At 63.6% G+C, this 18,204-nt stretch carries 20 protein-coding genes, 1 tRNA gene and 1 pseudogene; 9 read left to right on the top strand and 13 right to left on the bottom strand.

Annotated features, from left to right (window positions below):
• Positions 1 to 50: 50 nt before the first annotated feature.
• A pseudogene (locus tag ABX298_RS14265) lies at positions 51 to 611 on the top strand (FecR family protein); the annotation flags it as partial.
• A 130-nt stretch (positions 612 to 741) separates the two neighbouring features.
• Positions 742 to 818: transfer RNA gene (locus tag ABX298_RS14260), tRNA-Met, on the top strand.
• 99 nt (positions 819 to 917) lie between these two features.
• Here the strand turns inward: ABX298_RS14260 and ABX298_RS14255 are convergent.
• Positions 918 to 1,532, bottom strand: coding sequence for a LysE family translocator (locus ABX298_RS14255; RefSeq protein WP_367393247.1), 615 nt, complete (start codon positions 1,530 to 1,532; stop codon positions 918 to 920).
• 246 nt (positions 1,533 to 1,778) lie between these two features.
• Here ABX298_RS14255 and ABX298_RS14250 point away from each other — a divergent pair, with 246 nt between their 5' ends.
• Complete coding sequence (locus ABX298_RS14250; RefSeq protein WP_367393246.1) at positions 1,779 to 2,696, top strand: LysR substrate-binding domain-containing protein; 918 nt, start codon at positions 1,779 to 1,781, stop codon at positions 2,694 to 2,696.
• Here the strand turns inward: ABX298_RS14250 and ABX298_RS14245 are convergent.
• The 4 genes from ABX298_RS14245 to ABX298_RS14230 are packed head-to-tail and all read right to left on the bottom strand — an operon-like array spanning position 2,636 to position 5,186.
• Positions 2,636 to 3,211, bottom strand: coding sequence for a D-Ala-D-Ala carboxypeptidase family metallohydrolase (locus ABX298_RS14245; RefSeq protein WP_286101010.1), 576 nt, complete (start codon positions 3,209 to 3,211; stop codon positions 2,636 to 2,638). The genes ABX298_RS14250 and ABX298_RS14245 overlap by 61 nt on opposite strands.
• A gap of 46 nt (positions 3,212 to 3,257) precedes the next feature.
• Positions 3,258 to 3,896: a carbonate dehydratase gene (can, locus tag ABX298_RS14240; protein ID WP_025337641.1), complete on the bottom strand. Its 639-nt coding sequence runs from the start codon at positions 3,894 to 3,896 to the stop codon at positions 3,258 to 3,260.
• A 52-nt stretch (positions 3,897 to 3,948) separates the two neighbouring features.
• Positions 3,949 to 4,404, bottom strand: a complete 456-nt coding sequence (gene rimI, locus ABX298_RS14235; protein ID WP_025337640.1) for a ribosomal protein S18-alanine N-acetyltransferase — start codon at positions 4,402 to 4,404, stop codon at positions 3,949 to 3,951.
• Positions 4,401 to 5,186 carry an energy transducer TonB gene (locus ABX298_RS14230; protein WP_084785034.1) on the bottom strand — a complete coding sequence of 262 codons (786 nt, stop codon included), beginning with the start codon at positions 5,184 to 5,186 and terminating at the stop codon, positions 4,401 to 4,403. The genes rimI and ABX298_RS14230 overlap by 4 nt, the downstream gene beginning before the upstream one ends.
• A gap of 285 nt (positions 5,187 to 5,471) precedes the next feature.
• Here ABX298_RS14230 and mksB point away from each other — a divergent pair, with 285 nt between their 5' ends.
• From mksB to mksF, 3 genes are read left to right on the top strand one after another with little or no spacing between them, the layout of a single operon-like run.
• Entirely contained in the window at positions 5,472 to 6,761 is a 1,290-nt protein-coding gene (gene mksB / locus ABX298_RS14225; protein ID WP_024086237.1) for an Mks condensin complex protein MksB, read from the top strand.
• Positions 6,751 to 7,458 carry an Mks condensin complex protein MksE gene (mksE, locus tag ABX298_RS14220; protein ID WP_013970824.1) on the top strand — a complete coding sequence of 236 codons (708 nt, stop codon included), beginning with the start codon at positions 6,751 to 6,753 and terminating at the stop codon, positions 7,456 to 7,458. Before mksB ends, mksE begins: the two co-directional genes overlap by 11 nt.
• On the top strand, positions 7,455 to 10,286 hold the full coding sequence (mksF, locus tag ABX298_RS14215; RefSeq protein ID WP_075043720.1) for an Mks condensin complex protein MksF: 2,832 nt from the start codon (positions 7,455 to 7,457) through the stop codon (positions 10,284 to 10,286). The genes mksE and mksF overlap by 4 nt, the downstream gene beginning before the upstream one ends.
• Before the next feature lie 133 nt (positions 10,287 to 10,419).
• Here the strand turns inward: mksF and ABX298_RS14210 are convergent, their stop codons facing one another.
• The 5 genes from ABX298_RS14210 to rplU all read right to left on the bottom strand — a co-directional run bounded on the left by ABX298_RS14210 (position 10,420) and on the right by rplU (position 14,116).
• Entirely contained in the window at positions 10,420 to 10,863 is a 444-nt protein-coding gene (locus ABX298_RS14210) for a CreA family protein (protein WP_075043719.1), read from the bottom strand.
• Between the two features lie 22 nt (positions 10,864 to 10,885).
• Positions 10,886 to 12,004 carry a glutamate 5-kinase gene (gene proB / locus ABX298_RS14205; RefSeq protein WP_025337635.1) on the bottom strand — a complete coding sequence of 373 codons (1,119 nt, stop codon included), beginning with the start codon at positions 12,002 to 12,004 and terminating at the stop codon, positions 10,886 to 10,888.
• A gap of 85 nt (positions 12,005 to 12,089) precedes the next feature.
• Complete coding sequence (gene cgtA / locus ABX298_RS14200; protein WP_025337634.1) at positions 12,090 to 13,316, bottom strand: Obg family GTPase CgtA; 1,227 nt, start codon at positions 13,314 to 13,316, stop codon at positions 12,090 to 12,092.
• Between the two features lie 189 nt (positions 13,317 to 13,505).
• On the bottom strand, positions 13,506 to 13,763 hold the full coding sequence (gene rpmA / locus ABX298_RS14195) for a 50S ribosomal protein L27 (protein WP_003247464.1): 258 nt from the start codon (positions 13,761 to 13,763) through the stop codon (positions 13,506 to 13,508).
• Between the two features lie 38 nt (positions 13,764 to 13,801).
• Positions 13,802 to 14,116, bottom strand: coding sequence for a 50S ribosomal protein L21 (gene rplU / locus ABX298_RS14190; protein WP_003247466.1), 315 nt, complete (start codon positions 14,114 to 14,116; stop codon positions 13,802 to 13,804).
• 244 nt (positions 14,117 to 14,360) lie between these two features.
• On the opposite strand from rplU, the gene ABX298_RS14185 reads away from it, so the two are divergent.
• From ABX298_RS14185 to ABX298_RS14175, 3 genes are all read left to right on the top strand, one after another.
• A complete protein-coding gene (locus tag ABX298_RS14185; RefSeq protein WP_003256318.1) occupies positions 14,361 to 15,329 on the top strand; it encodes a polyprenyl synthetase family protein in 969 nt (322 codons plus the stop codon).
• A 188-nt stretch (positions 15,330 to 15,517) separates the two neighbouring features.
• Complete coding sequence (locus tag ABX298_RS14180; protein ID WP_009686103.1) at positions 15,518 to 15,859, top strand: zinc ribbon domain-containing protein YjdM; 342 nt, start codon at positions 15,518 to 15,520, stop codon at positions 15,857 to 15,859.
• An 84-nt stretch (positions 15,860 to 15,943) separates the two neighbouring features.
• Positions 15,944 to 16,189, top strand: a complete 246-nt coding sequence (locus ABX298_RS14175) for a hypothetical protein (RefSeq protein ID WP_003256316.1) — start codon at positions 15,944 to 15,946, stop codon at positions 16,187 to 16,189.
• A 128-nt stretch (positions 16,190 to 16,317) separates the two neighbouring features.
• Here the strand turns inward: ABX298_RS14175 and ABX298_RS14170 are convergent, their stop codons facing one another.
• The 3 genes from ABX298_RS14170 to ABX298_RS14160 form a co-directional block, all read right to left on the bottom strand.
• Positions 16,318 to 16,935: an FKBP-type peptidyl-prolyl cis-trans isomerase gene (locus ABX298_RS14170; RefSeq protein WP_025337633.1), complete on the bottom strand. Its 618-nt coding sequence runs from the start codon at positions 16,933 to 16,935 to the stop codon at positions 16,318 to 16,320.
• A gap of 85 nt (positions 16,936 to 17,020) precedes the next feature.
• Positions 17,021 to 17,326 carry a DUF6482 family protein gene (locus ABX298_RS14165; RefSeq protein WP_084785033.1) on the bottom strand — a complete coding sequence of 102 codons (306 nt, stop codon included), beginning with the start codon at positions 17,324 to 17,326 and terminating at the stop codon, positions 17,021 to 17,023.
• Positions 17,327 to 17,562: 236 nt separating this feature from the next.
• The gene (locus ABX298_RS14160; protein ID WP_367393245.1) at positions 17,563 to 18,051 is read right to left on the bottom strand and encodes a TIGR00645 family protein; all 489 of its coding nucleotides are present in this window, start codon (positions 18,049 to 18,051) and stop codon (positions 17,563 to 17,565) included.
• Positions 18,052 to 18,204 lie beyond the last annotated feature (153 nt).

Genomic DNA, 18,204 nt, shown 5'->3' with positions numbered 1-18,204 from the left:
CCCCTGTCATCGTTGGGCGAAACGGCCCCTATCGCAAGCAGATCGAACCCATGAGCCAGATGCTCGCCAATCAGCTGCAGCCTGACCGCCCCCGCCCTCGGCAGATCAACACGCGCCGCAGCCACATGGGCAAATGGCTGGCGCTGCTATTCCTGCTGGGGCTGGGCGCTGCAGCCTACCTGTACTGGCCGCTGATGCAGCGCCTGGGCAGCGAATTGCACACCGATGCAGGTGAACGCCGCAGTATCCGCCTGGCCGATGGCACCACCCTGCACCTGGGCAGCGCCAGCGCGATGAACGCCGACCTGCGCGGCCGCACGCGCCAGCTGCAGCTGGTGCAGGGCCGGGTATACCTGGAAGTGATGCTCGACGGCCGGGCCATGGAGGTGACAGTGGGCGATGCGCGCATCCAGGTGTTCGGTACCCGCCTGCAGGTCACCCGCCATGCCGGGCATGACGAACTGGTGGTGCTCAGTGGCAAGGCCATGGTTATCCAGGGTGGCGAACAGCGCCTTGTATCGGCGGGCGAGCGGGTAACCTTCGATGGCGGGCGTATCGGCCCGTTACAGAAAGCCGACCTCAAGGGCACCGATGGCTGGCGCAACGGGCAGTAGAAAGCCGGCGACATGCCGTTGGGCAACGCAGAACCAGGGCCTGGCCGCTAAGTTTTTGAAAGCGTGCAAATTTTTTTTGAAATGAGTGTTGACAGGGGGGCCGTTCAAGAGAATAATGCGCGCCATCGGCTACATAGCTCAGTTGGTTAGAGCATAGCATTCATAATGCTGGGGTCCGGGGTTCAAGTCCCTGTGTAGCCACCAAACAAGACGAAGGGCTTACCGCAAGGTAAGCCCTTTTTCTTTGCCTGCGAAAAATACCACAGGCCTGCCCCTCCCCCTACAGGGCATGCAATCGCTACCTCAACGCATGCCGGTCACCGCCACTGCCAGGCCCAACCCGATCAGCGCCAGGCCGATTACCCGGTCCACCAGCCTTTGCCGCTCGATCATCGCCTTGCGCAATGCCGTGCTGGAGAAAAACACCGCCACCAGGCTGAACCACAGCCAGTGGGCAACGGACATGAAAGCGCCGTAGGCAAAATCCAGCGCCAGCGAGTTGCCAGGCTGCACCACCTGGGTGAAGGCACTGATGACGAACAGCATGGTCTTGGGGTTGAGGGCGTTGGTCAGAAAGCCCGTGCGCAGGGCCTGCGTTACGCTGGCTGCGGATGCGGCAACCCCGTCGAGGCTGATTCGCCGGGTGTTGGTCAGCGACTGGTAACCCAGGTAGACCAGGTAACCCGCGCCCAGCACTTTCATGCCCAGGAACAGGGCCGGGCTCTGGCTGATGATCACTGCGATGCCCAGCACCGTGTACAGGACGTGCACCTGCACTCCCAGGGCAATGCCCACGGCAGCAGCCAGCCCGGCCTTGCGGCCCTGTGCATAACTGCTGCGGGTGACCATGGCGAAGTCGGCACCGGGGCTGATGACGGCAAGCAGGGTGAACAGGGCGACGGCAATGAGTTCGGTCATGCTGGTGGCTCTCGATAGGCGATGGAAATGCACAGACCATGTAATTATCGAGAGCTTATAGCCCAGGAAAAATCGATTTATAGTGAAGCAAATCTGATAGCTTTCTTCACAGATACATAGAACCTGTGCTGGCCTCTTCGCGGGTAAACCCGCTCCCACAGGGACTTCACCAAACCTGAGGGCGGCGCATCACCTGTGGGAGCGGGTTTACCCGCGAAGAGGCCAGCACAGGCAAACAGGGATGCCATGAAACTGCCGCCACTCAATGCCTTCCGCTACTTCGACATCGCCGCCGAAACCGAGAGCTTCGTGCGCGCCGCCGAGCACCTGCACGTCACCCATGGCGCAGTCAGCCGCCAGGTGCGCCTGCTTGAGGAAAGCCTTGGTGTGGAGTTGTTCGAGCGCCGCAACCGGGCCATTTTCCTCACCCCTGCCGGCCGTGCCTTGCAGGGCACCACCCAGACAATCTTCGAACAGCTCGAAGGCGCCGTGCAGCGCTTGCAACAACAGGCCCGCGACAACGTGCTGGTGCTGTCGTGCGAGCCGACCATCGCCATGCGCTGGCTGATCCCGCGCCTGCCCCGCTTCCATGCCACCCATCCCGACTTGCAGTTGCACCTGGTGGCCGCAGGCGGGCCACTGGACTTCGCCCGCAGTGGTGTCGACCTGGCAATTCGCCGCGATGACTTCCACTGGGACAAGCAGCTGTACAACCAGAAGATCTGCGACGAATGGATCGGCCCGGTCTGCCACCCCACCACACCCATCCAACTTGAAGGCCAGCGCCTGCTGCACAGCGCCACCCGCCCCGGCGCCTGGCCCAACTGGTTGCGCCTGAGCGGCCAGCAGGCCCGGCATACCGAGCGCAGCGACTACGAGCACTTCTACCTGTCGATTCAGGCCGCCAGCGCCGGCCTGGGCCTGGCCATGGCCTCAGCCCTCATGGTGCGCGACGAACTCGACAGCGGGCAGTTGCAGGCGCCGTTCGGTTTTGTGCGTGACGGCTCGGCCTACCACCTGCTCAGCCCTCAGCCGCTGGAAGACGACGGCAAGCGCCAGCGCTTCGCCACGTGGGTGATGGGCGAATGCAAGAGCTGCCTGGCTCATCTGGGTTTGATACAGAACGACGAACCTGCACGGCCGTCACCACCCCAGGTGCGGTAACCCGCGGTATCCACATGAATACGCCCGGACGGATAGCGCCCCAGGCCCATGTTCCAGGCCTGGCCATACTGCTGCCAGAAACGGCACAGCGGGTTGGGGTCCGTCCAGTCGGGTAGCAGGATATCGACGGCGAACGCCCGGGTATGGGCGCTGTTGGCCGCCCCGCCGGCGCAGACGTTCAGGCGTGGGTCTCGATAGGCCGAAACCACCTCGAACTGGCGCAGGATGCCCTGGTCGTCGAGCGCCTTGATCAGCGAGAGCGTAGAACGCACTGCCGGCCAGTTGCTGGCAGGCGGCACGGCGAAGGGGGACGCGTGGCACAGCTTCCAGTCCGAAGCCGAACGCAGCAGCTGATGGATAGGCACTATGCCGTAAAGGCGGGCATCCACCAGCATTTCACGGAAGGGACGCGTGTGATGGTCGCCAGCCCACTGGGCGAACATCCACAGGTCGCGTTCGTCGGCGTGGGCAGTGGCCGTTATCAGAAGGCTTGCAGCCAGAAGCAGTTTTTTCATTCCTTGACCATCCCTGCAAGGGGCCGCGTCAAACTGGTAAACGTTACTACTCCAACGCCCGCAACCGATACTGCGGCGGTAGCTGGGCGAAGCCGCTGATGGTGGTGTCCAGGCTCTTCCACCGGCCATCCTTGATGCCATAGATGCAGCCATGCACCGACAGTTCCTGACCACGGTGCCAGGCGTTTTGCACGATGCTGGTGTGAGCCACGTTGGCCACCTGCTGGATGACGTTCAGTTCGCACAGGCGGTCGACCCTGGCCTCTTCGTTGTCCAGCTTGGCCAGCTCGGCGCGCTTTTCGTAATACAGGTCGCGTATCGAGCGCAGCCAGCCGTCGATCAGGCCCAGCTGGCGATCCTGCATGGCGGCGCGCACGCCACCGCAACCGTAGTGGCCGGTGACCAGGATGTGCCGCACTTTCAGTACTTCCACCGCGTACTGGATCACCGACAGGCAGTTGAGGTCAGTGTGCAGCACCACGTTGGCAACGTTGCGATGGACGAACAGATCGCCCGGCAGCATGCCTACGATTTCGTTGGCCGGCACGCGGGCGTCGGAGCAGCCGATCCAGAGGAATTCGGGAGTCTGCTGGCGGGCCAGCTTGGCGAAGAAGTCGGGGTCGCGCTGGTTGATCGCGTCGGCCCAGCGGGCGTTGTTGTCGATCAGTTCCTGCAGGTCGTGCATGGTCGTTGCCTCATCAGGGTTTGCCTGCGTGACAGCGCCAGCCCCTGCAAGGTCAGTCCTCGAGCAGGGTGCAGGCCATCACCAGGGCGTCTTCACGGCCACCGGCAACCGGGTAATAGTCGCGGCGGCGGCCGATTTCGTTGAAACCGTAGCGCTCGTACAAACGATAGGCCGACTGGTTGCTGGCGCGCACTTCCAGGAAGCACTCCCTGCCATTGAGCTGGTAGGCCCGGGCCATCAGGTGCTCGAGCAGGCGCAGGCCCAGGCCGCAGCCCTGGTTTTCCGGCTTGACGGTGATGTTGAGCAGGTGCGCCTCGTCGATGATCACGTTGATCACCCCATGACCCACCTGCTGCTGGCCGTCGAACATCAGCCAGACTTCGTACGACTTGAGCGCATCCTGAAAGATCCCGCGGGTCCAGGGATGACTGAACGCGGCATATTCGATCTTAAGTACGGCATCCAGATCCGCCTCGGTCATCGGGCGGAAGCTGATCGAGTCACTCATTCAACGCTCTTCCAGCGCGCCATCAGCTGGCGCATGGCTTTCCAGACGTCCGCCTTGCGCTGCGGCTCGTCCATCAACAGTTCAAGGCCCGGCAAGGCCCAGGCTTCGCCCAGGCCCTCGAGCTTCAGGATTTGGTAATAGGCTTCGCCGTCGACATTGGCGGCAAAGCGCAGCGCCGGCAGGCCGACCAGCCACAGGCAGGTACACGGGGCGTCTTCCAGGCGCGCCTGGACAAAGCCCTGGACGAAATCGCGCGCCGCCTCCGGGCCCTGGTCCATGTTGCCGCGCACCAGCAGCGGCCAGCGCACCGGCTCGCCGATGATCTGCGGGGCGTCGGGCAGGCCGGCGGCGCGCAGCATGTCCTTGAGCAGCAGGTAGGACGGGTCGCGGCTCTGGAACGGCTGGCCGGTGGCCAACTCCACCAGCAGCAGGCAGCTGCCGGCACGCAGCAACTGCAACGAGAAGCGCGGGGGTGGCACCGGGGCCGGGCGCGGTGGCGCGGCCTGCTCCTCGGCCTCGGCGGGCTTGGCGGCCGGCTTGGGCGCACTGCCCGGGCGCGGAATCTCGATTTTCGGCCGCTCGCCGGAGCGGGCCTGGGGGGTGACTGGCGCCTCGTCGGCAGCCGGTGCCGGCCTGACGTCGAAATCGAGGTCCTCGACCGGCGCCACCGGCAGCAGCAGCTCGGGCCGCGACGGTGCGGCGAACGGCAGTTCGGCGCGCGGCAGCCAGTGCACCACTTGCATGGCGGAAAGGTAGGCGCGGCGACGGGGTTCGGTGAGCAAGGGGCGGGGTTCCGAGGGGTGGAGACAATTAGCCATTCTAACGCCGTTGGCATTCGAGTGCCGCAACTGGTCGGCGGATTTTTATTGCCTGTACTGGCCCTTTCGCGGGTGAACCCGCTCCCACCGGTACTGCGCAAGGCCCTGTGGGAGCGGGTTCACCCGCGAAAGGGCCAGTGAATCCCCTACAACGATAAAGGTTATCTCTCATTACAGACCAAGGGGTGAAAACCTCCCCCCCGGATGCAGTACAATCGCCCCCTTTTTCTTGGCAACGAGTCGAAGCCAATGATCGAACCCAAGCGCGTCCTGCGCGCCCTAGCCGAACACTGGGCCCTGATCGAGCCGCTGTGCGAGCGTTTCGACCAGGGCACCCTGAGCCTGGTCGAATTGCGTCAGCATGTGGCCCGCCAGCAGGTCGAGAGTACCCCGCAGGACATCACCCAGCTGCTCGATGTGTGGATCCGCCTGGATATCCTGGTCCCGGTGGCCAAGAGCCCGAACCGTTTCGAGCTCAACGCGCAGATCCACGATTTCCTCGCCTACCTGCGCCGCGAACACCGGCTGGGCCTGTGCCTGGAGATCGAAGCCTACCTGCGCCACCTGGAGCGCCTGGCCGGGCATATCCAGGACGCCTTCGACAACCGCGACAGCGACGACCTGGCGCGCCAGCTGCGCCTGCTCGACATGCGCGTGCGCGATGTACTGAAGAAGCTCGACAACGACGAGCAGGCACTGGTGGCCGTGGCCGAGCGGGCCAAGACCAGCAACCGCCAGATCCCCCTGCGCCAGCGCTATGCCGAAGTACTGGCGACCTGGGACGAGTACGTCGAGCCGATGATCCAGCTGGTCAACGCCGACGGCGCCTTCGAACAGGGCGTGCGCAAGGTCGAGACCGTGCTGCTGAAGCTGCTGGGCGAACAGGCGCGCCTGGGCCACCTGGTCGACGACGACATGCTGTTGCGCACCCACGCGCGCATCCTGGAAATGCAGACCAGCGCCCAGCTGACCCTGCGCCACGCCCGCGAACTGCTGCTGCCGCTGCGTGAGGAAGCCCGCCGGCACAACGCCGTGACCCGCGGCGCCGCACTGGCCCTGTCGGTGATCCGGCGCAAGGGCATCGACGCCGTACCGCAAGCGGCCATGCCGATGTTCACCCGCCCGCAAAGCACTTTCCTCGGCAGCGCCAGCCAGGTCGAGGCCTATGTCTACGCCCTGGCCCGCTTCGAGCCCAAGCCGGCGCGCTTCCCCAAGGCCCACAAGACCCAGTCCGGCGCCCTGCCCCGCGCACCGCGCACGGTCAAGGAAATGGCCGAACGCTGCGAACAGGCCCTGCCGCTGCCCGACCTGATGGTCTGGCTGCTGGAGCAGGAACCCGAAGGCGCCACCGACGAGCTGCTGTACTGGTTCTCGCGCCTGTCGCGGGAAAAGCGCTTCAAGCGCGAACGCCTCGACCGCCGCGAGTACATCACCCAGGAACACCTGGTCAGCCTGCGCTCGTTCGCCCTGACCTCCAGCCGCGAAGACGCCGCCAGCGCGCCTACCGAATCCAACGCGAGCCCAGCCCATGCATCTTGATCTTTCCGAACTGTCCCAGCTCGCGCCGATCTTCCGCGAGCTGTTCAAAGGCTTCCACGTCAGCCGCCGCGACCCCGAGCTGTACGCCCAGCTGTCGAACTTCCAGGACCAGTACCGCACCCTGTTCAAGGCCCTGGGCTTCGAACTGGTGTGCGACACCCGTGGCTTCTACTACTTCGTGCCGGACATGACCGCCGCGCAGGTCAACAAGACCGCGCAGCGCCTGTCGCTGTTCACCTTCATCCTGGTCGAACACCTGGCCGACCAGGGCCGCGACCCGATGGCCGTGCTCGATGGCGGCAGCATCGGCCGTGACGAACTGCCCTCGCTGCTGGACAAGTACCGCGACCTGTTCCTGCAGGCCGAAGTGCAGACCGTGGACGAGCTGGAAGAAAAAATCCTGCGCCGCATGACCCAGCTCGGCTTCGCCTTCGAGGAAGGCGGCATCTACCGCTTCCTGCCGCCGATGCATCGCTTCCTCGACGTGTGCCTGGCCGTGCAGCAGGACCGCGACCTGGCGGCCACCCTGCACAGCGACCTGCCGCTGCCGACCCCGGTACTGGTCGAGGAAGAAAGCCCAGAAGAACTCAACCGCACCGACGACCCGCTCGACCTCAGCCCCTTCGAGGGCGAGGAAAGCGAAGAGGAAGCCCTGGCCCGGGCGATCCGCGAAGAGCAACAGGAGATTGACGCATGAGCCAGGAACGCTACGGCATCCGCCGCTTCGCACTGCTCAACACCGCCGGCTACAGCCTTGGCCTGTTCCCGCTGGAGCACCCACTGTCGGTATACGGTGCCAACAACCTGGGTAAATCGGCGTCGATCAACGCCCTGCAGTTCCCGATCCTGGCGCGCATGTCGGACATGAGCTTCGGCAAGTACAGCCTCGAGCAGTCGCGCCGCTTCTACTTCGCCAGCGACACCTCGTACATTCTCTGCGAACTGAGCCTGCCCCACGGCCCGCACGTCATCGGCGTTGTCGGCCGCGGCCCGGGCGGCGGTTTCGGTCACCAGTTCTTTGCCTACAAGGGCGAACTGGACCTGGCCCACTACCAGAAGAACGACACCTGCCTGCGCCAGAAAGAGCTGTTCACCAACCTCGAGCGCCTGGGGATCAAGGCCTACGAGCTGAAGCCGGACGAACTGCGTCGTCTGCTGGTGGGTGGCCACACCTCGGTGCCGCTGGACCTGACCATGATCCCGCTGCGCTCGACCAGCGAGCAAAGCCTGAAAACCTTCCGCGCGCTGTTCATCAACCTGCTGCACATGCGCGAAATCACCGCCGCCAAGCTCAAGCAGCTGTTCCTCGACGCTTTCGAGCACAGCCTGCGCTCTGGCAGCGTCGACTATATCGCCGCGTGCGAGGAAGCCTTCCGCGACGTGCGCCGCATGGAACAGGACTACAACGCCCTGGTCGCCGCCGGCCCGCTGGTCGAGGCCCTGGCCGGTGGCGTGGCCCAGCGCGACATCCTGCGCGGCAAGCTGCACCGCATTTCGCCAGTGCTCGACACCCTGCTGGGCACCTGGCAGGAATACGCCATGGCGCGCAAGGAAGAGCTGGTGATCCAGGCCGAGCACTACCGTGGCGAGCAGGACCGCCTGCAGAACGACCAGCGCGGCGGTACTCAGGAGCTGATGCGCCTGGAGCGTGAAATCACCGGTATCCAGCGCTGGCTGGGCGAGCTGTCGGTGCTCAAGCACCGCTTCGCCCTGGTCGATGACGTCAAGGTGCTGGAGCAGCAACTGCTGGCGGCCAAGGACGCCCACGACGAACTGGCCGGCGCCCTGGCCCAGTCGCGGCAGTTCAGCGCCGAAGACCTGGACGAACGCGTCCGCGACCTGGAAAAGCGCCTGAAGCAGGTCAAGCAGCAGCTCGACCACGCCGACAACAACAGCTACGCCCGCCTGCGCGAAGAGTTCTCCCAGCAGGACGTCGACCGCCTGATGCGCCTGTTCAATGGCGCGCTGTTCAGCCTGCCGCTGGGTGACCGCGGTATCGAACTGGACGACAGCGACCTGTGGGTAAAATCGCTGGAAGCGGTACTCGACGGCTTCAAGGGCGAACGCTTCGAAGCCCCGGGCCTGTCCATCGACCTGTCGCACATCGACCCTCCGGCGCTGCAGGCCCTGGCCGACCGTGCGGCCCTGCGCGACCAGAAAGAGCGCCTGGAAAAAGAGCTGAAGCAGCTCAAGACCCAGCAGGCCGTGGCCGCCGACCGCTCCGCCTCCAAGGCGCAGACCGAGGCCCTGTACCAGGAAGTACTGGACGCGCAGAAAGCGCTGGAAGACTTCCGCCGCAGCGAAACCCTGGCCGCCGAAGAGCCCGAGAAGCTGGAGCAGCTGTCGCAGCTCGAAGCCGCCCAGGACGAACTCAAGCGCTCCAGCGACGCCTTCACCGAACGCGTCCAGCAGCTGTCGGCCAAGCTGCAACTGGTCGGCCGGCAGATCGGCGACCTCGAGGCCAAGCAGCGCACCCTGGAAGACGCCCTGCGCCGTCGCCAGCTGCTGCCGGCCGACCTGCCCTACGGCACGCCGTACATGGAAGCCATCGACGACTCGATGGACAACCTGCTGCCACTGCTCAACGACTACCAGGACAGCTGGCAGAGCCTGCAGCGGGTGGACAACCAGATCGAGGCGCTGTACGCCCAGGTGCGCCTGAAAGGCGTGGCCAAGTTCGACAGCGAAGACGACATGGAACGCCGCCTGCAGCTGCTGGTGAATGCCTACGCGCACCGCACCGACGAAGCCCTGACCTTGGCCAAGGCACGCCGCGCCGCGGTCACCGACATCGCCCGGACCCTGCGCAACATCCGCAGCGACTACGACAGCCTCGAGCACCAGCTGGCCCTGTTCAACCGCGAGATCAACAAGCGCCAGGTATCCAACCTGGAGAGCTTCCGCGTGGTGCTGGCGCCGAACAAGGAAGCGCTCAAGCACATTGACCAGATCATCCACAGCGCCGGTCAGTACGAAGAAGGCGAAACCCTGTCGGTGTTCGACCTGACCCAGAGCGCCGAGCAGGACAACAAGAACGAAGAGGCCAAGGAGTACCTGGCACGGCTGGTGGCAGCCAACCACAACCAGCTGGGCCTGAAGGACCTGTTCGAGCTGGCGTTCGAGATCACCAAGGTCAACGGCCAGCCGGTGATCCATGCCGACATCGACGGCGCGGCATCCAACGGCACCACCATGACCATCAAGGCGCTGACCAACATGTACCTGTTGCTGCACCTGATGGACCGCGACCTGGCCGGGCGCATCCGCCTGCCGTACTACCTGGACGAAGCGGCGGACATCGACGAACGCAACCAGGCTGCGCTGCTGGAAACCAGCCTGCAGCTGGGCTTCGTGCCGATCCTGGCGAGCGTGAAGCCGCAGGTGTCTGCACGCGTGGCGATCGACCTGGAAGGTGGCAGCGGGCCGAATGGCATCTACATCGACGAGGCGGACTGGAAGTTCATCAGCCGTCGGGATGAGGTGAAGGCGGTTGTGCGTGAGGATCAGGCCGAGGAATTGGCCTGAGGTAATTGGGGCCGCTTTGCGGCCCTTTCGCGACACAAGGCCGCTCCCACATTGACCGGTGTACGCAGGACCTTTGTGGGAGCGGCCTTGTGTCGCGATGGAGGCCAAAGGCCTCCCAGGATCTGTCAGGCTATCAATGAGCCCAAGGCAGAATCGGAATCGCGGTCACCGCATTCTGCGGGCTGCCTTCGATCATGCGGTCGCTGTACACCAGGTACACCAGCGTATTGCGCTTCTTGTCCAGGAAGCGCACCACCTGCATGGTCTTGAACACCAGCGAGGTGCGTTCCTTGAACACTTCCTCGCCATCCTTCAGCTCACCCTTGAAGCTGATCGGCCCGACCTGGCGACAGGCAATCGATGCCTCCGCCCGGTCCTCCGCCAACCCCAACCCACCCTTCACGCCGCCAGTCTTGGCCCGCGACAGGTAGCAGGTCACGCCCTCGACCTTGGGGTCGTCGAACGCCTCGACCACAATACGGTCATTCGGCCCGAGGAACTTGAACACGGTGGACACCTGGCCGATTTCCTCGGCCCCGGCCAGTATCGGCAACGCCAGTGCCGCCACGGCAATCATCCTTTTCAGCACGTGCGCGCCCTCAGACCAGAACCAGGTTGTCGCGGTGCACCAGCTCAGGCTCCGCGATATAGCCCAGGATACTTTCGATGGCATCCGACGGCTGGCCAATGATCTTCTGCGCCTCCAGGGCGCTGTAGTTGGCCAGGCCGCGCGCCACTTCATGGCCGTCCGGGCCGACGCACACCACCATCTCGCCACGGCGGAAGCTGCCCTGCACGGTCTTCACGCCAACCGGCAGCAGGCTCTTGTTGGCCTGGCGCAACGCCTGCACGGCACCGGCGTCCAGCACCAGGGTGCCACGGGTCTGCAGGTGACCGGCCAGCCACTGCTTGCGCGCAGCAAGCATGCCGCGCTCGGGCGACAGCAAGGTACCCAGACGCTCGCCAGCCTTGAGGCGATCCAGCACGCGCTCGATGCGGCCACCGATGATGATGGTATGGGCACCGGAACGGGCTGCCAGGCGCGCGGCGCGCAGCTTGGTCTGCATGCCGCCACGGCCCAGGGCGCCACCGGTACCGCCGGCCACGGCGTCCAGTGCCGGGTCGTCGGCGCGGGCCTCGTAGATCAGCTGGGCGTCGGGGTTGTTGCGCGGGTCGGCATCGAACATGCCATCGCGGTCGGTGAGGATCACCAGCAGGTCAGCCTCGACCAGGTTGGCTACCAGCGCCGCCAGGGTGTCGTTGTCGCCGAAGCGGATCTCGTCGGTAACCACGGTATCGTTTTCGTTGATCACCGGCACCACGCCCAGGTCGACCAGCGTGCGCAGGGTGCTGCGGGCGTTCAGGTAGCGCTTGCGGTCGGACAGGTCGTCATGGGTCAGCAGGATCTGCGCGGTGTGCTTGCCGTGCTCGCCGAAGCTCGACTCCCAGGCCTGCACCAGGCGCATCTGGCCGATCGAGGCAGCCGCCTGCAGCTCGTTCATCGCACTCGGTCGCGACGTCCAGCCCAGCTGGCTCATGCCGGCAGCCACGGCCCCGGAGGAGACCAGTACCAACTCCACGCCTGCCTCACGCAGCGCGACCATCTGCTCGACCCAAACGGCCATGGCACCGCGGTCGAGGCCTTTGCCATCGGCGGTCAGCAGAGCACTGCCAATCTTCACGACCCAGCGCTTGGCGCCCGTTACCTTGCTTCGCATCTTCTTCCAACCTATGTCGAATCTGTAGATACCGTGGATACAAAAACGCCGCTCCAAAGAGCGGCGTTTAGTGTACTGCAACCGGTCAGTCGCGCACGTAAATGATTTCCGGGCCGTCTTCGTCGTCCTCGAAATCATCGTCCCAACCGTCATCGTCGCCGATGTCGTGCACGCTCTTGACGCCGGTACGGCGCAGGGTACGGGCGTCGTCCAGGGCCTGCAGCTGGGCACGGGCTTCGTCTTCGATACGCTGGTCGAGGTCGGCCAGCTCTTCGGCGTAGGCCGGGTCGTTGGCCAGGCGGTCGGCGCGGTCTTCGAGGTAGCGCATCAGGTCGTGGCTGAGCTTTTCGGTGCCCTGCTTGGAGATGGCCGAAATCACGTAGACCGGGCCTTCCCACTGCAGGCGCTCGACCACTTCCTTGACCCGCTCGTCGCGCTCGTCTTCCATGACCATGTCGGCCTTGTTCAGCACCAGCCAGCGCTCACGCTCGGCCAGCGACGGGCTGAAGCGGGTCAGCTCGTTGACGATGACTTCGGCGGCATCGGCCGGGCTGCTTTCGTCCAGCGGCGCCATGTCCACCAGGTGCAGCAGCACGCGGGTACGCGCCAGGTGCTTGAGGAAGCGGATACCCAGGCCGGCGCCTTCGGAAGCACCTTCGATCAGGCCGGGAATGTCGGCGATGACGAAGCTCTTCCAGCGGTCGACGCTGACCACGCCCAGGTTCGGCACCAGGGTGGTGAACGGGTAGTCGGCCACTTTCGGCTTGGCGGCCGAAACCGAGCGAATGAAGGTGCTCTTGCCGGCGTTCGGCAGGCCCAGCAGGCCGACGTCGGCCAGCACTTTCATTTCCATCTTCAGGTCACGCTGGTCACCTGGCTTGCCCGGGGTGGTCTGGCGCGGTGCACGGTTGGTGCTGGACTTGAAGCGGGTGTTGCCCAGGCCGTGCCAGCCGCCCTGGGCGACCATCAGCTTCTGGCCCGGGGTGACCAGGTCACCGATCACTTCCTGGGTGGAAGCGTCGATCACGGTGGTGCCGACCGGCACACGCAGGAACAGGTCGTCGCCTTTCTTGCCGGTGCAGTCGGTGCTGCCGCCGTTGGCACCACGCTGGGCCTCGTGGTGACGGGTGTAGCGATAGTCGACCAGGGTGTTGAGGTTTTCGTCGGCGATCATGTACACCGAACCACCGTCGCCACCGTCACCACCGTTGGGGCCACCGTTCTCGATGAACTTCTCGCGACGGAAGCTCATGCAACCGTTGCCGCCGTCACCGGCCTTGACCCGAATGGATACTTCGTCAACAAACTTCATTCAAAACCGCCTCTCGCCTGCTGGCGAGTTGAATACCTGAAAAACCTGAGGCTCTTGCAAAAATGAGCGCGGCGGCCCCGTACGACCGTAGAAAACCACGCCGGCAGCCCATACAAACAGCTTTGCAAGAGGCTCACCACAAACGAAAAAGCCCCGTCGCATGACGGGGCTTCTGGAGCGACGTCGCGATTAAGCGGCGACGATGCTCACGTAACGGCGCATGAACTCGCCTTTTTTCTCGAACTTGATCACGCCTTCGATCTTGGCGAACAAGGTGTGATCCTTGCCCATGCCAACGCCGTAGCCAGCGTGGAATTCGGTGCCGCGCTGACGGACGATGATGTTGCCTGGCTTGATAACCTGGCCGCCATACATCTTCACGCCAAGGCGTTTCGATTCTGAGTCGCGACCGTTACGAGTACTACCACCAGCCTTCTTGTGAGCCATGGTTCAATTCTCCAAATAAATTCAGGGGATCTAGGGGATTAAGCCTGGATACCGGTGATTTTGATCTCGGTGAACCACTGGCGGTGGCCCATACGCTTCATGTGGTGCTTACGACGACGGAACTTGATGATGCGAACCTTGTCGTGGCGGCCTTGCGAAACGACTTCGGCCACTACTTTAGCGCCAGCAACAACTGGAGCACCGATGGTGACTTCTTCACCGTTGGCGACCAGCAGGACGCGATCGAAGGTCACGGATTCGCCAGTGGCGACTTCCAGTTTTTCGATCTTGAGGAATTCACCTTCAGCGACTTTGTACTGCTTGCCGCCGGTAACGATTACTGCGTAAGACATGGTATTTCTCCGATAATCCTGCTCACCCAGCGCTTTATATGATGAGTATTGGCTGGCATGGCTGCACAGGGCTGGAACGGCCCGGCGCAATTGCGTAAGGCAGGTGCTGCCCAGGAAGTTAGGGTGCGCGATTGTACGCAACCGCGGTTTTGCTTGCAAGTACCGCCCCCGGGGCGCTGGCACCGCGCCTTGACACACCGGGACCCGCGACCTAGCATGCCGCGCAACCTCACTGGAGCAGCCGATGCAACCCCAATCCTTCTACCGCGCGGTGGCTGATGATTTCAGCGCCGTCGACGAGATCATCAAGAAGCAGCTGACCTCGCGCGTGCCGCTGGTATCGAAGATCGGCGACTATATCACGTCCGCCGGTGGCAAGCGCCTGCGCCCCCTGCTGGTGCTGCTGTGTGGCAAGGCCCTGGGCCGCGAAGGCGACGACCTGCGCCTGCTGGCTGCCACCATCGAATTCCTGCACACCGCTACCCTGCTGCACGACGACGTGGTCGACATGTCCGGCATGCGCCGTGGCCGCTCCACCGCCAATGCCCTGTGGGGCAACGCGCCGAGCGTGCTGGTGGGCGACTTCCTCTATTCGCGCTCGTTCGAGATGATGGTCGAACTGGGCTCGATGCCGGTCATGCAGATCCTGTCCAAGGCCACCCGCGTGATTGCCGAGGGTGAAGTGCTGCAGCTGTCGCGGGTACGCGACGCCAGCACCACCGAGGAAGTCTACATGGAGGTCATCCGCGGCAAGACCGCGATGCTGTTCGAAGCTTCGACCCACAGCGCCGCCGCTCTGGCAGAAGCCACCGACGAACAGCGCGAGGCCCTGCGTACCTTCGGTGACCACCTGGGCGTGGCGTTCCAGCTGGTCGACGACCTGCTGGACTACAAGGGCGACTCGCAGACCCTGGGCAAGAACGTCGGTGACGACCTGGCCGAAGGCAAGCCTACCCTGCCGCTGATCTACACCATGCGCGAAGGCACCGCCGAACAGGCTGCGCTGGTGCGCCAGGCGATCCAGAAGGGTGGCCTGGAAGACCTGGAGCAGATTCGCGTGGCGGTCGAGGAGTCGGGTGCGCTGAAGTACACGGCGGAGCTGGCGCGTGACTATGTGAAGCGTGCGATCCAGTGCCTGGAAGTGCTGCCGGCCAGCGAATATCGTGACGCACTGGTCGAGCTGAGCGAGTTTGCGGTCGCGCGTACTCACTGACAGATCGCATCAAATCCATTCGCGGGCTTGCCCGCTCCCACAGGGATCGCGCAAGCCTCAAAGGTAGCGCAGATCCTGTGGGAGCGGGCAAGCCCGCGAATGCTTTTGTCCGGACATAATCACTTCTGAAAAAATACCTTATACAATTCGGGTTTTTAACCGCCCGTCTGTTTGTTTGAGGAACCGAAGTGAGCACTCTGCCACCCTGCCCGAAATGCAACTCCGAATACACCTATGAGGATGGCACTCAGCTGATCTGCCCTGAATGCGCCCACGAGTGGTCGGCCAGCGGCGACGCCGAAGCGGCCAGCGACGAGGTGGTGAAGAAGGACTCGGTCGGCAACATCCTGCAGGATGGCGATACCGTCACCGTGATCAAGGACCTCAAGGTCAAGGGCTCGTCCTTGGTGGTCAAGGTTGGCACCAAGGTCAAGAACATCCGCCTGTGCGATGGCGATCACGACATCGACTGCAAGATCGACGGCATCGGCGCCATGAAGCTGAAGTCCGAGTTCGTACGCAAGGTCTGATTTTCCAAAAAACCGCCAATTGGCGCTTGCTATTCGGATAATAAGAATTATTCTCATTGGGACTGCTATCCAAGGAGAATAGCCATGACTTATCTGATCGACGCCTGGCTGGACCGCCCTCATCCCTACCTGCGCATTCTTCATCGGGAAACCGGCGAAGTGTGCGCGGTGCTCGAAGAAGAAGCGCTCGACGAGCTGCGCGACCAGGGCGACCTGGACATGAGCGGGCTGAACTCGAGTGAACCGGGGGTGCTCAAGGAGCTGGTGCGGAATCTGTTTCTGTTCTGCTATGCGCGGGCGTTGCGCCCCGGGGGGACAGACTGGAATTGAGGCCAGCAGGACCGGCCTCATCGCCGGCAAGCCAGCTCCCACAAGCACAACACAGGGTTCGAATGCTGTGGGGATTCTGTGGGAGCGGCCTTGTGTCGCGAATGGGCCGCAAAGCGGCCCCAGCGGCATTACAGAACGTCGAGCAGCTCGACGTCGAACACCAGCACGCTGTGCGGCGGGATGCTGCCAACACCTTGGGCGCCGTAGGCCAGCTCGCTCGGCACGTACAGGCGCCATTTGCTGCCAGCGTTCATCAGCTGCAGGGCTTCGGTCCAGCCAGCGATCACACCACCTACCGGGAATTCAGCCGGCTGACCACGGTCGTAGGAGCTGTCGAACACAGTGCCGTCGATCAGGGTGCCGTGGTAGTGGGTGCGCACGTTGTCTTCGCGGGTCGGCTTGGCGCCTTCGCCTGCGGTCAGTACTTCGAACTGCAGGCCCGAAGCCAGGGTAGTGATGCCGTCACGCTTGGCGTTCTCGACCAGGAATGCCTTGCCAGCAGCAGCAGCGGCTTCAGCCTTGGCGGCTGCTTCGGCTTGCATCACGTCGCGGATGACCTTGAAGCTGGCCGACAGGTCGGCTTCGCTGACGCGGCTGTCGGCGCCGTTGAAGGCGTCGGTCAGGCCGGCCAGGATGGCTTCCAGGCTGACGCCTGGTGGCGGGTTGTCGCGCAGCTGGCCGCCCAGCTGACGGCCGATGCCGTAGCTGACGCGAGTTTCGTCGGTGGACAGGTTGAGTTCGGACATTGTCGTGCTCCACTGCAGGGCGCAGTGAAGCCGCGCCCTTGATGAAAAGGGCGAGCAGCCTAGCACACTGGGGCGCTGCGAGCAGCTACCAGGCCGAGCGCTGGGAAATCGGCACCTTCAAGTCTTCTTCCGGGTGCGTGCCCATACCGCACATTTCGTCCTGCACCGACCAGTGCACCAGGTTCATCGAGACCATGGGGATGGTTTGCAGCAAATTGCGCGCATCCTCCACCGAATGCACGCGCAAGCGTTCACCACGGGCATCGGACAGGGGGTGGGGGTGGCCTTTGATCCGGGCCTCGAGCAGGTAGTCACCGCCTTCGATGGCGATCAGGTTCAGTTCGTCGACATGGCCAGCCCTGGCCTCGGTGTTGAGCTGATGCAGGTTCATGAGAGCACCTCGCGATGGGAACCACGCATGAGAGCTCATTTTTTGTACAGAAAGGGAGAATGCACAAGGGCATGACTGACGCCGCTCGTCAGGTGGAAGCCGAACTGTGTGGGAGCGGCCTTGTGTCGCGAAAGGGCCGCATGGCGGCCCCAGGATATCAGCAGCAATGCATGAGCAGAGGGGGCTGCTGTGCAGCCCTTTCGCGACACAAGGCCGCTCCCACAAGGGGCACAGGCTCAGTGCTTGGTCAGCTTGTCCAGGTAGCCCATGCAGAATGCCGAGACCACGAAGGTCATGTGGATGATCACGTACCACATCAGGTAATCGGTGGAGATGTTCTGTGCATCCATGAACACCCGCAGCAGGTGGATGGACGAAATGGCCACGATCGACGCGGCAACCTTCATCTTCAGCGACGAAGAGTCCATCTTGCCCAGCCAGTTGAGCTTTTCCTTGCTCTCGTCGATGTCCAGTTGCGAGACGAAGTTCTCGTAGCCGGAGATCATCACCATCACCAGCAGGCCGCCCACCAGCGACATGTCGATCAGTGACAGGATCACCAGGATCAGGTCGGCTTCGCTCAGGGCGAAGACGTTGGGCAGGACGTGGGCCACTTCCTGGAAGAATTTCAGCGCCAGGGCCAGCAGGCCGAGGGACAGGCCGAAGTAGATGGGGGCGAGCAGCCAGCGCGAGGCATACATCGCGTTTTCGAGGATACGTTCCATGGAGTGTCGGGACTCATCAGGTGACTAAAAAAGCGACGCCGAGTATAGCCAGCCACCTGTTACAGCAAAAGCCCGGTGAATCGGGGCTGCTTTGCAGCCCAATCGCCGGCAAGCCAGCTCCCACAGGTTGATCACCGACCTGTGGCCTTTGCT

The sequence above is a fragment of the Pseudomonas sp. X4 genome (genome assembly GCF_040784925.1).
Classification (GTDB): domain Bacteria; phylum Pseudomonadota; class Gammaproteobacteria; order Pseudomonadales; family Pseudomonadaceae; genus Aquipseudomonas; species Aquipseudomonas putida_Z.
This window is presented reverse-complemented; position numbering and strand designations above follow the sequence as displayed.

Excerpts from the sequence above, each read along its gene's own strand:
- ABX298_RS14255 (WP_367393247.1), bottom strand. The coding sequence starts at position 1,532 with ATGACCGAACTCATTGCCGTCGCCCTGTTCACCCTGCTTGCCGTCATC.
- ABX298_RS14250 (WP_367393246.1), top strand. The coding sequence starts at position 1,779 with ATGAAACTGCCGCCACTCAATGCCTTCCGCTACTTCGACATCGCCGCC.
- ABX298_RS14245 (WP_286101010.1), bottom strand. The coding sequence starts at position 3,211 with ATGAAAAAACTGCTTCTGGCTGCAAGCCTTCTGATAACGGCCACTGCC.
- can (WP_025337641.1), bottom strand. The coding sequence starts at position 3,896 with ATGCACGACCTGCAGGAACTGATCGACAACAACGCCCGCTGGGCCGAC.
- rimI (WP_025337640.1), bottom strand. The coding sequence starts at position 4,404 with ATGAGTGACTCGATCAGCTTCCGCCCGATGACCGAGGCGGATCTGGAT.
- mksB (WP_024086237.1), top strand. The coding sequence starts at position 5,472 with ATGATCGAACCCAAGCGCGTCCTGCGCGCCCTAGCCGAACACTGGGCC.
- mksE (WP_013970824.1), top strand. The coding sequence starts at position 6,751 with ATGCATCTTGATCTTTCCGAACTGTCCCAGCTCGCGCCGATCTTCCGC.
- mksF (WP_075043720.1), top strand. The coding sequence starts at position 7,455 with ATGAGCCAGGAACGCTACGGCATCCGCCGCTTCGCACTGCTCAACACC.
- ABX298_RS14210 (WP_075043719.1), bottom strand. The coding sequence starts at position 10,863 with ATGATTGCCGTGGCGGCACTGGCGTTGCCGATACTGGCCGGGGCCGAG.
- proB (WP_025337635.1), bottom strand. The coding sequence starts at position 12,004 with ATGCGAAGCAAGGTAACGGGCGCCAAGCGCTGGGTCGTGAAGATTGGC.
- cgtA (WP_025337634.1), bottom strand. The coding sequence starts at position 13,316 with ATGAAGTTTGTTGACGAAGTATCCATTCGGGTCAAGGCCGGTGACGGC.
- rpmA (WP_003247464.1), bottom strand. The coding sequence starts at position 13,763 with ATGGCTCACAAGAAGGCTGGTGGTAGTACTCGTAACGGTCGCGACTCA.
- rplU (WP_003247466.1), bottom strand. The coding sequence starts at position 14,116 with ATGTCTTACGCAGTAATCGTTACCGGCGGCAAGCAGTACAAAGTCGCT.
- ABX298_RS14185 (WP_003256318.1), top strand. The coding sequence starts at position 14,361 with ATGCAACCCCAATCCTTCTACCGCGCGGTGGCTGATGATTTCAGCGCC.
- ABX298_RS14175 (WP_003256316.1), top strand. The coding sequence starts at position 15,944 with ATGACTTATCTGATCGACGCCTGGCTGGACCGCCCTCATCCCTACCTG.
- ABX298_RS14170 (WP_025337633.1), bottom strand. The coding sequence starts at position 16,935 with ATGTCCGAACTCAACCTGTCCACCGACGAAACTCGCGTCAGCTACGGC.
- ABX298_RS14165 (WP_084785033.1), bottom strand. The coding sequence starts at position 17,326 with ATGAACCTGCATCAGCTCAACACCGAGGCCAGGGCTGGCCATGTCGAC.
- ABX298_RS14160 (WP_367393245.1), bottom strand. The coding sequence starts at position 18,051 with ATGGAACGTATCCTCGAAAACGCGATGTATGCCTCGCGCTGGCTGCTC.